Origin of the sequence: Flavobacterium sp. (assembly GCF_017744675.1) — a bacterium.
GTDB lineage: Bacteria > Bacteroidota > Bacteroidia > Flavobacteriales > Flavobacteriaceae > Flavobacterium.
The window spans coordinates 37,269-50,491 of record NZ_JAGIAV010000001.1 but is presented as its reverse complement, the minus strand read 5'-3'; the positions used below and the strand labels follow the sequence as shown (position 1 = coordinate 50,491).

Here is a 13,223-nt window from a genome sequence, read left to right as displayed (position 1 = left end):
TAAAAATAAATTTTAGACAAACAAACCTTTAACATTAGCAGCGAATAATTTAACAGCAATTGCTAAAAGTATTACTCCAAATGTCTTGCGAACTACTCCAAGTCCGTTTTCTCCTAGCAGATTTTCAATTTTTTTAGAAGACTTTAAAACAATGTAAACCAAGATAATATTTAGCAATATTGCGATAATAATATTAATGGTATGAAACTGAGATCGAAGGGATAATAAAGTCGTCATTGTTCCTGCTCCAGCGATTAAAGGAAAAGCTAAAGGCACAATTGATGCAGATCCTGGTTCTTCGTCACGGTAGATTCTGATTCCTAAAATCATTTCTAAAGCAAGGAAAAATAAAACGAAAGATCCCGCAACGGCAAACGAGTGAACGTCGATACCAATTAAGTTCAGTAAACCTTCTCCAACAAAAAGAAAAACAATCATTATGGCACCAGCAACAATAGAAGCTTTTTCAGATTCGATGTGTCCGACTTTAGCTCGTAAATTCACAATAATCGGAATCGAGCCAACAATATCAATTACGGCAAAAAGCACCATACTAACGGTAATGATTTCTTTAAAATCGATTTCTAACATATCGCTTTGATTTTTAGGGTTTAAAAAACTGCTGCAAAAGTAGTTAATAAAGTTAGGTGTTTTTTCGTTACAATGTATTTTTGTTATAAAAACATGTTTTATTGGTTAAAAAAGTGATATTTGTAACAATTGTGTTTTTTGACGCCGAGTTTCACAAAGATCTACCGCAAAGATTCACGAAGTAATATTTTTTAAAATGCTTAAAAATCTTTGCGAAACTTTGTGTTTACTCTGCGAATCTTTGCGGTATATTTTTTATGTCTATTCTTTGACTATCTTTGCACTTTAAAAACAACAGTATTAGAATATCATGTTTCAGTTAGGTAAAACTATTATTTCAGAGGACATTCTGGAAAAAGAATTTGTGTGCAACTTGTCTGCTTGTAAAGGAGCTTGTTGTGTTGATGGAGATGCGGGTGCGCCTTTGAATGAGGCTGAAACTAAAATCTTAGAAGAAATCTATCCTAAAGTAAAGCCTTTTTTAAGAAAAGAAGGTATAGAAGCAATCGAAGCGCAGGGAACTTGGGTAAAAGGAACCGATGGAGATCTTGAAACGCCGCTTATTGACAATAAGGATTGTGCTTATGTAATTTTTGACGGAAAAACGGCGCTTTGCGGAATCGAGCAAGCTTACAACCAAGGAGTGGTTGATTGGAAAAAACCTGTTTCTTGTCATTTATATCCAATTCGAGTAAAAGACTTCACAGAATTTGCTGCGGTTAATTATGACAAATGGGATATTTGCGATGATGCTTGTTCGTTAGGAAAAGAATTAGAAGTTCCGGTTTACAAATTTGTGAAAGAGGCGCTTATTAGACGCTTTGGCGAAGATTGGTATTTGGAACTCGAAAAAGTAGCAGAAGAGCATAAAAATTCATAAAAAAAATCAGCCTATTTAGTAGGCTTTTTTTATGCGCTTTTTTGACTCAAAAGAATAAAGTTTTGACCCAAAAAAAACTTTGTAAAACTATTCAAAATTTCTTGTTTTTTATATTAAAAAGTCTATATTTTACGGGCTGTTAGATTTAATTATTTGATATAAATAATTCATTTACAGGAAATTGATTATTGTATGAAAAATGTTTCAAAAAATTAGCGTTGTTAAAAACTACAGCAAATTGTGAATAAGTTTGACTTTCATTTTTGGCGTTAATTGACAATCTTTGTAGTCTATTGAATTAGCAAAAAATTCGGTATAAAAATTAAATAAAAATTGTCATGTCTCAAGTAGAACCAATCTTACAAGAAAATAAAAATCGTTTCGTTATTTTTCCTATCAAACATCATGATATTTGGGAATGGTATAAAAAAATGGAAGCTAGTTTCTGGACTGCTGAAGAAATCGATTTGCACCAAGATTTGACAGATTGGAATAATAAATTGAATGACGATGAAAGATATTTCATTAAGCATATTTTAGCTTTTTTTGCGGCTTCTGACGGAATCGTAAATGAAAACCTTGCAGAGAACTTTGTAAACGAAGTGCAATATGCTGAAGCTAAATTTTTCTATGGTTTCCAAATCATGATGGAAAACATTCATAGTGAAACCTATTCTTTATTAATTGATACTTACGTTAAAGACGAAGCAGAAAAAACAGAATTGTTTAATGCTTTGGAAGTATTTCCTGCAATTGCTAAAAAAGGAGAGTGGGCTTTAAAATGGATCGAGTCAGATTCGTTTGCTGAAAGACTTATTGCTTTTGCTGCAGTTGAAGGAATCTTTTTCTCAGGAGCTTTCTGTTCAATTTATTGGTTGAAAAAACGTGGATTAATGCCAGGTTTGACATTCTCTAATGAGCTGATTTCTCGTGACGAAGGCGTACATTGTGATTTTGCTGTTCACTTGCACAATCACCACTTGGTAAACAAAGTGCCAAAAGACAGAATTAAAGAAATCATCGTTGATGCTTTAGACATCGAAAGACAATTTGTTACAGAGTCTCTTCCGGTAAGTTTAATTGGTATGAACGCTGCTTTAATGACCCAGTATTTAGAATTTGTTGCCGACAGATTATTAGTAGAATTAGGTTGCGAGCGTGTTTATGGATCAGCGAATCCGTTTGATTTCATGGATATGATTTCTCTTCAAGGAAAAACTAATTTCTTTGAAAAACGTGTTGCAGAGTATCAAAAGTCAGGTGTGATGAACAATGACAGCGATGCTCAAAAAATTTCATTCGATGCAGATTTTTAGACAACAAAAATACTTTTAGTGTCTATCTTCAAGAGACACTAAAAAAAGATTACAAGAATATTTTAAGGTTGAATCTCTTTCCCCAAGTCGCAGATTCAATAGCAATTTTTGACGCATTTAAATTCGATTTTCGAATTTGAAACCAGTAACTATTGAGAATTTGGTAATTCTCTAAAATTAATTTAAAAACACGCAATGTTTAAGTGCTAGAATTCGTTTTCTAGTTACTTTCATTTTTTCAATAACTATAAAAGGTAAGCTTATGTATGTAGTAAAAAGAGATGGCCACAGAGAGCCCGTAATGTTTGATAAGATTACAGAAAGAATCAAAAAATTGTGTTACGGCTTAAATGAGCTTGTAGATCCAGTGAAGGTAGCCATGAGAGTTATCGAAGGATTGTATGATGGGGTTTCGACTTCTGAGTTGGATAATCTTGCGGCAGAAACAGCGGCTTCTATGACAATTGCGCATCCTGATTATGCTCAATTAGCAGCTCGTATAGCTATTTCTAATCTACATTCAAATACTAAAAAATCTTTCTCAGAAACGATGAAAGATATGTATCACTATGTAAATCCGAGAAATGGACAAGATGCTCCATTAATTGCAGATGATGTTTACAAAGTGATTCAGGATAATGCTGCTTTTTTAGATTCTCATATTATTTATACAAGAGATTTTAATTACGATTACTTTGGTTTCAAAACCTTGGAGCGTTCTTATCTTCTTAAAATAAACGGAAAAATCGTTGAGCGTCCGCAGCACATGTTAATGCGTGTTTCTGTTGGTATTCACTTAGATGATTTAAAATCAGTTATTGAAACTTACGATTTAATGTCTAAAAAGTTCTTTACGCATGCAACGCCAACGTTGTTCAATGCAGGAACTCCAAAACCTCAAATGTCTTCTTGTTTCCTTTTGGCAATGCAAGACGATAGTATTGACGGTATTTATGATACATTAAAACAAACAGCAAAAATCTCGCAATCAGCAGGAGGAATTGGACTTTCTATTCATAACGTTCGTGCAACGGGATCTTATATTCGTGGTACAAACGGAACTTCAAACGGAATTGTTCCGATGTTGCGTGTGTTTAACGATACAGCTCGTTACGTAGATCAAGGCGGAGGGAAACGTAAAGGTAGTTTTGCGATTTACATCGAAACTTGGCATGCTGATATTTTTGATTTCTTGGATTTAAAGAAAAACCACGGAAAAGAAGAAATGCGTGCAAGAGATTTATTCTTTGCGATGTGGACTTCAGATTTATTCATGAAACGTGTTCAGGAAGATTCAACTTGGACTTTAATGTGTCCAAACGAATGTCCAGGATTATATGACGTTTATGGAGATGAATTTGAAGCTTTATATACTGATTACGAATTTCAAGGAAAAGGAAGAAAAACAATCCGTGCTCGTGAATTATGGGAGAAAATCCTAGAATCTCAAATCGAGACTGGAACACCGTATATGTTGTACAAAGATGCAGCAAACCGTAAATCGAACCACAAGAATTTAGGAACTATCCGTTCTTCAAACTTGTGTACAGAGATTATGGAGTTTACCTCTAAAGATGAAATTGCAGTTTGTAACTTAGCTTCAATCTCATTACCGATGTTCATCGAAAACGGAAAATTCGATCACCAAGCACTTTACAATGTTACAAAACGTGTAACTCGTAACTTGAATAAAGTAATCGATAGAAACTACTATCCCGTACAAGAGGCTGAAAATTCTAACATGCGCCACCGTCCAGTTGGATTAGGAGTACAAGGTTTGGCAGATGCGTTCATTATGCTTCGCATGCCATTTACAAGTGACGAAGCTAAAGCTTTGAACCAAGAAATCTTCGAAACATTATACTTCGCAGCTGTAACGGCTTCTATGGAAATGGCTAAAGAAGAAGGACCATATTCAACTTTTGCAGGTTCACCAATGTCACAAGGAGAGTTCCAATACAACATGTGGGGATTAAAAGATGAGGAATTATCAGGTCGTTGGGACTGGGCTTCTTTAAGAAAAGAAGTAATGGAACATGGAGTTCGTAACTCGTTGTTAGTTGCGCCAATGCCAACAGCTTCAACTTCTCAAATTTTAGGAAACAACGAAGCTTTCGAACCATATACTTCAAACATTTACACGCGTCGTGTACTGTCTGGAGAGTTCATTGTAGTAAACAAACATTTACTAGAAGATTTAGTAAAATTAGGTTTATGGAACGAGTCATTGAAACAGGAAATTATGCGCCATAACGGATCTGTCCAAAACATTGACATTATTCCACAAAACTTAAAAGATCTTTACAAAACAGTTTGGGAAATGTCAATGAAAGATATTATCGATATGTCTCGCCAAAGAGGTTACTTCATTGACCAGTCTCAATCGTTGAACTTGTTCATGCAAGATGCAAACTATTCTAAATTAACGTCAATGCACTTCTACGCTTGGCAATCTGGTTTAAAAACAGGAATGTATTACCTAAGAACAAAAGCGGCTGTAGATGCGATTAAATTCACATTAAACAACGATAAGAAAGAGGAAACAGCACCTTCTTTAGTTCAGGAAAGTGAAGCAATTAGTGTTGAAGATTACAAAGCAATGTTGTTAAAAGCACAAGCAGCAGATCCTGAGGATTGTGAAATGTGTGGATCTTAATTATTTTAGATTTTTGATCTGAGATTTTAGATTTTAGATTTGATATAGAAAGCAGTTATCGTTGATAGCTGCTTTTTTTGTGGTTTTTAATGGCATCGAATTTAAACATAGCCCACGGTTTCAACCGTGGGAGACGTATGATGACCCTCTTTGCGTTCCCACGGTTGAAACCGTGGGCTATGATTGATTATGATTGTTTAATTTTGTAAACAATATCCACAAAAAATCTCCGTTCTAATTAATACCAACCAACATATTTCAGACTTAGAATCTTAGTGACTCAGAATCTCAGAATCTAAAAATTAAACCTTTACAGTAAACACAAGTCTTATTGTAATACTTTCTGAATTATGAAAAAAAGCAATCTTTGGTCATTACGATTAGGTTTTTCAGGAAAACAAGCAAATCAAATTGAAAAGTTAGGATTAGAAAAGTTTCTAAAGCATTCTTATAACTCCAAATTTGAGAAACAACTTCCAGATTTTCTTCAGGATCAGCCTAAAACTACTTTAGAATTAAAGGAAATTAGAGAACAAATAAAAATCTCAGATCCCGAAACCAAAAAAGAATTTCAGAAAAAAGAAAACCAGGCAAACGCCGAATTTAAAAAATGGTGGATTGCCAAAATGCGTACAGATGAATTTCCTCTACGCGAAAATATGGTTTGTTTTTGGCACAATCATTTTGTGTCGACTTCACAAAAAGTAAAAATCAACTATTGGATTTATCAGCACAACATGATTTTGCGAGAAAATGCTTTTGGCAACTTTAAAGAATTGACCAAACAGATTCTGAAATCAAATGCTATGGTTCGGTATCTGGATAATGGCGATAATAAAAAGGGGAAAGTCAACGAAAATTTAAGCCGTGAATTACTCGAACTTTTCACCATCGGAATTGGGAATTATACTGAAGGCGATATTAAAAATGGTGCAAAAGCTTTAGCAGGTTTAAATATTGGCGATGACGGAGCAGTTTACCGAAACAATTTAGAAGACAACAGTGATAAAATCTATTTCGGAAAGACGGGAAACTGGAAAGTAGATGATTTGGTCGATATTATTTTCGAACAAAAAAACATTCCGTACCTCATTACCCGAAAAATTTTGAAATGGTTTATTTATGATAATCCGCCTGAAGATTTAGTGGTGTATTACGGAGATTATCTTCGAAAGCAAAAATTTGAAATCGAACCTTTATTGACTAAAATTTTTACGGAAGAATTTAAAAAAGAGAATTCAGGAAATAAAATCAAAAATCCGCTGGTTTATATTTTACAGCTTTATGATGAATTGCAGATCGATAATGTTGATGATGCTGCGATTATGGCATTCATAAAACAGCAGGGAATGGATTTGTACAATCAGGTAAACGTGAAAGGATGGGACGGAGGAAATTCTTGGCTGACTTCGCAAATCTATCTACAAAGGAATAATACAGCCGATTTATTATGCAGTGGAAAAAGCCTAACTCGAAAGGTTTTGAAAACGATGATGAATGGAGTGGAAAAAGAAAAATCAGAATATGAAAAAGTTGAAGTAAAAGTCGTTTTTGATTCCAATGGAAATAATAAAACCATTATTTCTGAATTGTCAAACAGATTGTTATTCGCGGTAAGCGACTCTGCTCAAAAAGACATGGAAAATCTTTTGAAATACGATTTCGATCCGAAGGAACCTCACGCTGATTTTGCAGTTGTCCGCGTATTTAATTACATCACAAAACTGCCCGAATATCAATTAATTTAGAAAACAAGCACCATGAATAGAAGACATTTTCTAACATTGACAGGAACTTTTACAGGTGGGATGCTTTTATTGCCTGATTTTTTACACGCTTTTGGTTCGCAAACCAATTTAGTTGTTGGTGAACAATGCGTTGTTTTTGTGCAATTGAATGGCGGAAATGACGGATTGAATACTTTTATTCCATACGATGATCCGTTGTATTATGATTTGCGAACTAAAATTGCTTTAAATAAAGACGCTGTTGTTGGGAAAAATAAAGGAATGGCTTTTCACCCTTCGTTGAAAGATTTTGCCCAAATGCAGCAAAATGGAGATTTAACAGTAATTCAGAATGTCGGTTATCCAGAACCTATTCGGTCGCATTTTAGAAGTCAGGAAATCTGGCAGACCGCAACCGATTCTAATAAATATATTAATGAAGGCTGGTTAGGAAGGTTTCTGGATGTGCAATGCAACGGACATCAAGCAACTGCTGGAATAAATTTGGATTCGATTGACAATTTGGCTTTAAAAGGTGTTGAACCTAATTTTATTACGATAAAAGATCCAGATCGATTTAAGGTGAAGTCAAAAGAAGAGAATGTGACTTTGTCGCAGAATCCGCATTTAGATTTTGTTCGAAAAATTGCCAATTCGGTAACAGAAGGTTCAGATGAAATCCAGAAAGCATTAGCCAAATCGAAAAACGAAATCAGTTATCCGAAAACAGAATTATCTAAAAACCTAGAATGGATTTCAAGATTGATAAAAGGAAACTTAAATTCAAAAATCTACTATACTTCTCTAGGCGGATTTGATACTCACGATAATCAGCTTGCCATTCACGAAAAAAGATTGGGAGACTTAAATGATGCGTTATACAGTTTTTACAGCGATTTAAAACAAGCTCAATTACTACAAAACGTAACGATAGTAGTTTTCTCAGAATTCGGACGACGTGTAAAAGACAACGGAAACGGAACAGATCACGGAACCGCTGCGCCAATGTTCATTATTGGAGGAAATAATAAAGGAACCATTTTAGGGAAAAATCCAAATTTATCCGACTTAGACAACGGAGATTTAAAATACGAAATAGATTTTAGAAGTGTGTACGCCTCATTATTAAAACAAAAAATGGATTTTGATTATTCTAAAATCGGAATTTCGAATAAACCAGTTTCTGGATTGTTTTAAAGATAGCCACGAATTCACGAATTTATTTTTGATAATCTATACGGTTAATTAGTGCAATTTGAATTGAATTATCACAACAATTTGGGCTAATTCGTGAATTCGTGGCAAAAAAACTTAGACGCTTAGCATCTCAGAACCTCAGAACCTCGATTTAATATTCTCATTTTAGGCCGATTTTTTTATATTATCATACAAAACCTGCCAAATTTGTTAAGAAATCCTTTTTTGTTTCATAAAATGCAATCTTTTTTTTGGTGCAGTAAAAATAATTTATACATTCGCAAAGAATTTACAAAATAACACAAACAAAATGGCAACTAACCGTTTTTATTTTAGCAACAATTTTTATTTCTTCTTTAGTAGAAGTCAGGATTGTGCTATGGTTATTTGAGATCGAATTTTAAGACAAATAAAACTAATATACAATCCTGATGCAAATCAGGATTTTTTTTTGACTATATGACAACGAAAATTGCAATACAAGGTATTAAAGGATCATTTCATCATCAGGTTGTAAAAGAGTATTTCTCTGAAAATGTGGAAATTGATGAGTGCTTATCTTTTGAAGAATTGATCGACAGCCTTATTGCCGGAAAATCTGACCAGGCTGTAATGGCGATCGAAAACTCGATTGCGGGCCCGATTATCCCAAATTATGCCTTGATCGACAAGAATAATTTGCACATTATTGGAGAGCATTATTTAAATATTCAGCAGAATTTAATGGCTTTAAAAGGTCAGAAAATTGAAGATATTAGAGAAGTTCATTCGCACCCAATGGCACTTTTACAGTGTATGGATTTCTTGAAACAATATCCAAATATCAAATTGGTTGAGGATAAAGATACAGCAGAAACAGCAAGAAGAATTCAGGAAAAACAATTAACAGGAATTGCGGCAATTGCAAGTGAAACAGCAGCTGAAATGTACGATCTTGATATTATTGCACCATCGATTCAAACGATCAAAAACAATATGACTCGTTTTGTAATCATTAAAAAACAAAATTCATTTTTGCCAGAAAGCGAAATCAATAGAGCTTCGGTAAAATTTGAATTAGATCATAAAAGAGGAAGCTTAGCAGCGGTTTTGAATGTAATGAGCGACTGCAAATTGAATTTGACAAAAATTCAGTCGCTTCCAAAAATTGAAACACCTTGGAAATATTCATTCTTTGTTGACGTAACATTCGAGAAATACGAAGATTTTGCAAAAGCCAAAGCGTTATTAAACATAATGGCAGAATATTTTAAAGTGTTGGGAGAATATAAAAATACTAGACCATAAAGGAATTATAAGTTAAGAGTTATAAATTATAAGTGAAGGCTTAAAGCTTACGGCATAAAGCCTAAAGCAAAAAAATAAAAAAATGATTACAACAGCAAAACGATTAGACACAGTTGAAGAATACTACTTCTCATCAAAACTAAGAGAAGTGAGACAACTGATGTCTGAAGGAAAATCGATCATCAACATGGGAATTGGAAGCCCTGATTTGAGTCCGTCGAAAGCAGTAATTGAAGCGGTAGCTTCAGCAATTCAGGACGAGAATGGGCATGGTTATCAGAGCTATCAGGGATTACCAGAAATGAGGCAGGCGATGGCAGATTTTTATCAAAATCAGTTTGGTGTTGAAGTGAATCCGAATAACGAGATTTTACCGCTCATGGGTTCAAAAGAAGGAATTATGCATATTTCGCTGGCATTTTTAAACCCGGGCGATCACGTTTTAATTCCGAATCCAGGTTATCCAACTTATACTTCGGTAACCAATTTGGTAGAAGCATTTCCGGTTTATTATGACTTGAAAGAAGAAAATGCATGGGAACCAGACTTCGAAGCTTTAGAAAAATTGGATCTTTCGAAAGTAAAATTAATGTGGCTGGGCTATCCGCATATGCCAACAGGAGCTAGAGGAAGTTTAGCGTTATTTGAAAAATTGGTCGCTTTTGCTAAAAAACACAACATATTATTGATTAATGACAATCCGTATAGTTTTGTTTTGAATGATAATCCGATGAGTTTATTGCAAGTTGAAGGTGCGAAAGATGTGGCTTTAGAATTGAATTCATTGAGCAAAACTTTCAACATGGCAGGCTGGAGAGTCGGAATGGTTTTGGGAAATCCTGAAATTATCGATGCGGTTTTAAAAGTAAAAAGCAATATGGACAGCGGGATGTTCTACGGAATCCAAAAAGGAGCAATTGCAGCTTTAAAATGTGATAAATCTTGGTTTGAAGATCAAAACAAAATTTATAAACGCCGTAGAGAATTGACTGAAAAACTTGCAGAAAAATTAAACTGCAAAGTGTATAAAGAAGGAGTTGGATTATTCGTTTGGGCGAAACTTCCAGAAGGAATAGAATCAGCAGAGAAGTTCATTGACGAAATATTATATGAGAAACATATTTTCATTACACCGGGAACCATTTTTGGAAGCAACGGCGAAGGATATATCAGATTCTCATTGTGTGTAAAAGAAGAAAAAGTACAAGAAGCGATAGATCGATTTTAGAAGTCATTGCGAGGAACGAAGCAATCTCAGTTGCTGAATCATTGTTAGTGTGGTTGCTTCGTTCCTCGCAATGACATAGCTTAATAAAAAAATTATGAAAGTATACGTAATAGGAATAGGGTTAATAGGCGGTTCGATGGTGTTAGACATCAAAGGACGTTATCCTGATGCGACTATTTTAGGAATTGACAGTAATGAAAAGCATTTGCAGGAAGCACTTGATCTTGGAGTTATCGACGAAGCCGGAAGTTTTGAAGATTTACAAAAAGCAGATTTTGTAATTGTTTCGGTTCCTGTAGATGTAGCGCTGACGGTTTTACCTAAAGTTTTGGATGCAGTAGGAGACAAAACGATTGTTTTTGAAGTAGGCTCTACTAAAAAGCCAATTTGTGAAGCAGTAGCCAATCACCCGAAAAGAAGAAATTTTATTGCAACGCACCCAATCGCGGGAACAGAGTTTTCGGGACCATCGGCGGCAATAAGAGGTTTGTTTCAAGGAAAGACAAACATTATATGCGAAGTAGAAAAGACCGCTTTTAAATTACAGGAAAAAGCATTGAATCTTTTTACTTCAATCGGAATGAGAATTCGATACATGGATCCTATTTCACACGATAAACACATTGCTTATGTTTCGCATTTATCGCACATTAGTTCGTTTATGCTTGGAAAAACGGTAATGAATAAAGAAAAAGACGAACAGGATATTTTTGATATGGCGGGAAGTGGATTTGAAAGCACCGTTCGTTTGGCAAAAAGTTCGCCAGCAATGTGGACGCCAATTTTTAAACAAAACAAAGAATACGTCCTAGAAACATTAGAAGCATACATTTCGAACCTAAGTCGGTTTAGAGATTTGCTGAAGGAAGAAGATTATAACGCCATTTTTGAAGAAATGGAAAGCACAAATAAAATAAAAGAAATACTAAACGGATTAACAACAACTAAAAAGTAAATTAGAATAAAAATGGAAAATAAAAAAGAAATGAGAAAGTGGTTAGAAGATTTCAATTTAAATCACCCACTTGTGATAGCTGGACCTTGTAGTGCAGAAACTGAAGATCAAGTTTTGAAAATCGCTCACGAATTAAAAGATTCAAAAGTTAGCGTATTCAGAGCTGGAATCTGGAAACCAAGAACGCGTCCAGGAGGATTTGAAGGTGTTGGTGAAATTGGTTTAAAATGGTTACAAAAAGCAAAAGCTGAAACTGGTTTATTAATGGGAACTGAAGTTGCAACAGCAGCTCACTGTAAATTAGCTTTAGAACATGATATCGACGTATTATGGGTTGGTGCACGTACAACTGCAAACCCTTTCGCAGTGCAAGAAATTGCTGATACATTAAAAGGAACTGATAAAATTGTTTTGGTGAAAAACCCAGTAAACCCAGATTTAGCTTTATGGTTAGGTGGTGTTGAACGTTTACACATGGCAGGTATCGAGAAGTTAGGTGTTATTCACAGAGGTTTCTCTACTTACGAAAAAACAAAATACAGAAACATTCCAGAGTGGCAAATCGCGATCGAATTGCAAAATAAATTCCCTGATTTACCATTAATCATCGATCCATCTCACATTACTGGAGATCGTAAAATGATTTTTGAAGTAACTCAAGAGGCTTTAGACTTGAATTACGATGGTATGATTATCGAAACGCACTTCGATCCAGACAACGCTTGGTCTGATGCTGCTCAGCAAGTAACTCCAGATGCTTTGAAACAAATCATTAAAGATTTGACGATTAGAAAAACGGATGATACTACAGATGAGTACAGCCAAAAAATGAAAAAACTAAGAGCAAACATCGACGTTTTGGATGCTAACTTATTAGAGTTGTTAGGAAAACGTATGAAAGTAGCTGACGAAATTGGTCAAGTTAAAAAAGATGCAAACGTTGCCATTCTTCAAAACAACCGTTGGAACGAAATCTTAGGAAAAATGATTTTAGAAGGTGAGAAAAAAGGTCTTACAGAAGAGTTTGTTTTGAAATTATTCAAAGCAATTCACCAAGAAAGTATTGGGCACCAAGAGAAAATTTTCAATGCATAATTTTTTCTAAATCATATAAGTGATATAAGTTAATTTAAGTTTTTATAAACTGCATTTTAAAGTTTTCTTATAGCATTAATTGAAAATAGATTGTTTTTTAAAATCCTCATCACTTTGTAAAAGAAGTGTTGGGGATTTTTGTTTTTTTAAAACATAGCCCACGGTTTCAACCTTGGGAACGCTATCCATATCCCAATCTTTGTCTCCCACGGTTGAAACCGTGGGCTATGTTTAAAAATATTCATTTATCTTTGCAGAGATTTAGGCTAAAATCTAAAATCAGAAATCTAA

10 protein-coding genes are annotated in these 13,223 nt (G+C 34.4%); 9 read left to right on the top strand and 1 reads right to left on the bottom strand.

Annotated features, from left to right (window positions below; all coding sequences use genetic code 11):
* Positions 1–12: 12 nt before the first annotated feature.
* Positions 13–591: a MarC family protein gene (locus tag J7574_RS00210; RefSeq protein ID WP_091494800.1), complete on the bottom strand. Its 579-nt coding sequence runs from the start codon at positions 589–591 to the stop codon at positions 13–15.
* Positions 592–901: 310 nt separating this feature from the next.
* On the opposite strand from J7574_RS00210, the gene J7574_RS00205 reads away from it, so the two are divergent.
* From J7574_RS00205 to J7574_RS00165, 9 genes are all read left to right on the top strand, one after another.
* Positions 902–1,471: a DUF3109 family protein gene (locus J7574_RS00205; RefSeq protein WP_198855470.1), complete on the top strand. Its 570-nt coding sequence runs from the start codon at positions 902–904 to the stop codon at positions 1,469–1,471.
* A 338-nt stretch (positions 1,472–1,809) separates the two neighbouring features.
* Entirely contained in the window at positions 1,810–2,787 is a 978-nt protein-coding gene (locus J7574_RS00200) for a ribonucleotide-diphosphate reductase subunit beta (protein WP_290962715.1), read from the top strand.
* 262 nt (positions 2,788–3,049) lie between these two features.
* Positions 3,050–5,443 carry a ribonucleoside-diphosphate reductase subunit alpha gene (locus J7574_RS00195; RefSeq protein WP_290962714.1) on the top strand — a complete coding sequence of 798 codons (2,394 nt, stop codon included), beginning with the start codon at positions 3,050–3,052 and terminating at the stop codon, positions 5,441–5,443.
* A 350-nt stretch (positions 5,444–5,793) separates the two neighbouring features.
* Entirely contained in the window at positions 5,794–7,191 is a 1,398-nt protein-coding gene (locus J7574_RS00190) for a DUF1800 domain-containing protein (RefSeq protein WP_290962712.1), read from the top strand.
* Between the two features lie 12 nt (positions 7,192–7,203).
* Positions 7,204–8,367 carry a DUF1501 domain-containing protein gene (locus J7574_RS00185; RefSeq protein WP_290962710.1) on the top strand — a complete coding sequence of 388 codons (1,164 nt, stop codon included), beginning with the start codon at positions 7,204–7,206 and terminating at the stop codon, positions 8,365–8,367.
* A 459-nt stretch (positions 8,368–8,826) separates the two neighbouring features.
* Positions 8,827–9,654, top strand: coding sequence for a prephenate dehydratase (locus J7574_RS00180; protein WP_290962708.1), 828 nt, complete (start codon positions 8,827–8,829; stop codon positions 9,652–9,654).
* An 82-nt stretch (positions 9,655–9,736) separates the two neighbouring features.
* The gene (locus J7574_RS00175; RefSeq protein WP_290962706.1) at positions 9,737–10,882 is read left to right on the top strand and encodes an aminotransferase class I/II-fold pyridoxal phosphate-dependent enzyme; all 1,146 of its coding nucleotides are present in this window, start codon (positions 9,737–9,739) and stop codon (positions 10,880–10,882) included.
* A gap of 94 nt (positions 10,883–10,976) precedes the next feature.
* The gene (locus tag J7574_RS00170) at positions 10,977–11,837 is read left to right on the top strand and encodes a prephenate dehydrogenase (protein WP_290962704.1); all 861 of its coding nucleotides are present in this window, start codon (positions 10,977–10,979) and stop codon (positions 11,835–11,837) included.
* A gap of 12 nt (positions 11,838–11,849) precedes the next feature.
* Complete coding sequence (locus J7574_RS00165; protein WP_290962702.1) at positions 11,850–12,932, top strand: bifunctional 3-deoxy-7-phosphoheptulonate synthase/chorismate mutase type II; 1,083 nt, start codon at positions 11,850–11,852, stop codon at positions 12,930–12,932.
* Positions 12,933–13,223 lie beyond the last annotated feature (291 nt).

What these genes read in the sequence shown, in the direction of transcription:
- J7574_RS00210 (WP_091494800.1), bottom strand. Translation starts at nt 591, where the DNA reads ATGTTAGAAATCGATTTTAAAGAAATCATTACCGTTAGTATGGTGCTT.
- J7574_RS00205 (WP_198855470.1), top strand. Translation starts at nt 902, where the DNA reads ATGTTTCAGTTAGGTAAAACTATTATTTCAGAGGACATTCTGGAAAAA.
- J7574_RS00200 (WP_290962715.1), top strand. Translation starts at nt 1,810, where the DNA reads ATGTCTCAAGTAGAACCAATCTTACAAGAAAATAAAAATCGTTTCGTT.
- J7574_RS00195 (WP_290962714.1), top strand. Translation starts at nt 3,050, where the DNA reads ATGTATGTAGTAAAAAGAGATGGCCACAGAGAGCCCGTAATGTTTGAT.
- J7574_RS00190 (WP_290962712.1), top strand. Translation starts at nt 5,794, where the DNA reads ATGAAAAAAAGCAATCTTTGGTCATTACGATTAGGTTTTTCAGGAAAA.
- J7574_RS00185 (WP_290962710.1), top strand. Translation starts at nt 7,204, where the DNA reads ATGAATAGAAGACATTTTCTAACATTGACAGGAACTTTTACAGGTGGG.
- J7574_RS00180 (WP_290962708.1), top strand. Translation starts at nt 8,827, where the DNA reads ATGACAACGAAAATTGCAATACAAGGTATTAAAGGATCATTTCATCAT.
- J7574_RS00175 (WP_290962706.1), top strand. Translation starts at nt 9,737, where the DNA reads ATGATTACAACAGCAAAACGATTAGACACAGTTGAAGAATACTACTTC.
- J7574_RS00170 (WP_290962704.1), top strand. Translation starts at nt 10,977, where the DNA reads ATGAAAGTATACGTAATAGGAATAGGGTTAATAGGCGGTTCGATGGTG.
- J7574_RS00165 (WP_290962702.1), top strand. Translation starts at nt 11,850, where the DNA reads ATGGAAAATAAAAAAGAAATGAGAAAGTGGTTAGAAGATTTCAATTTA.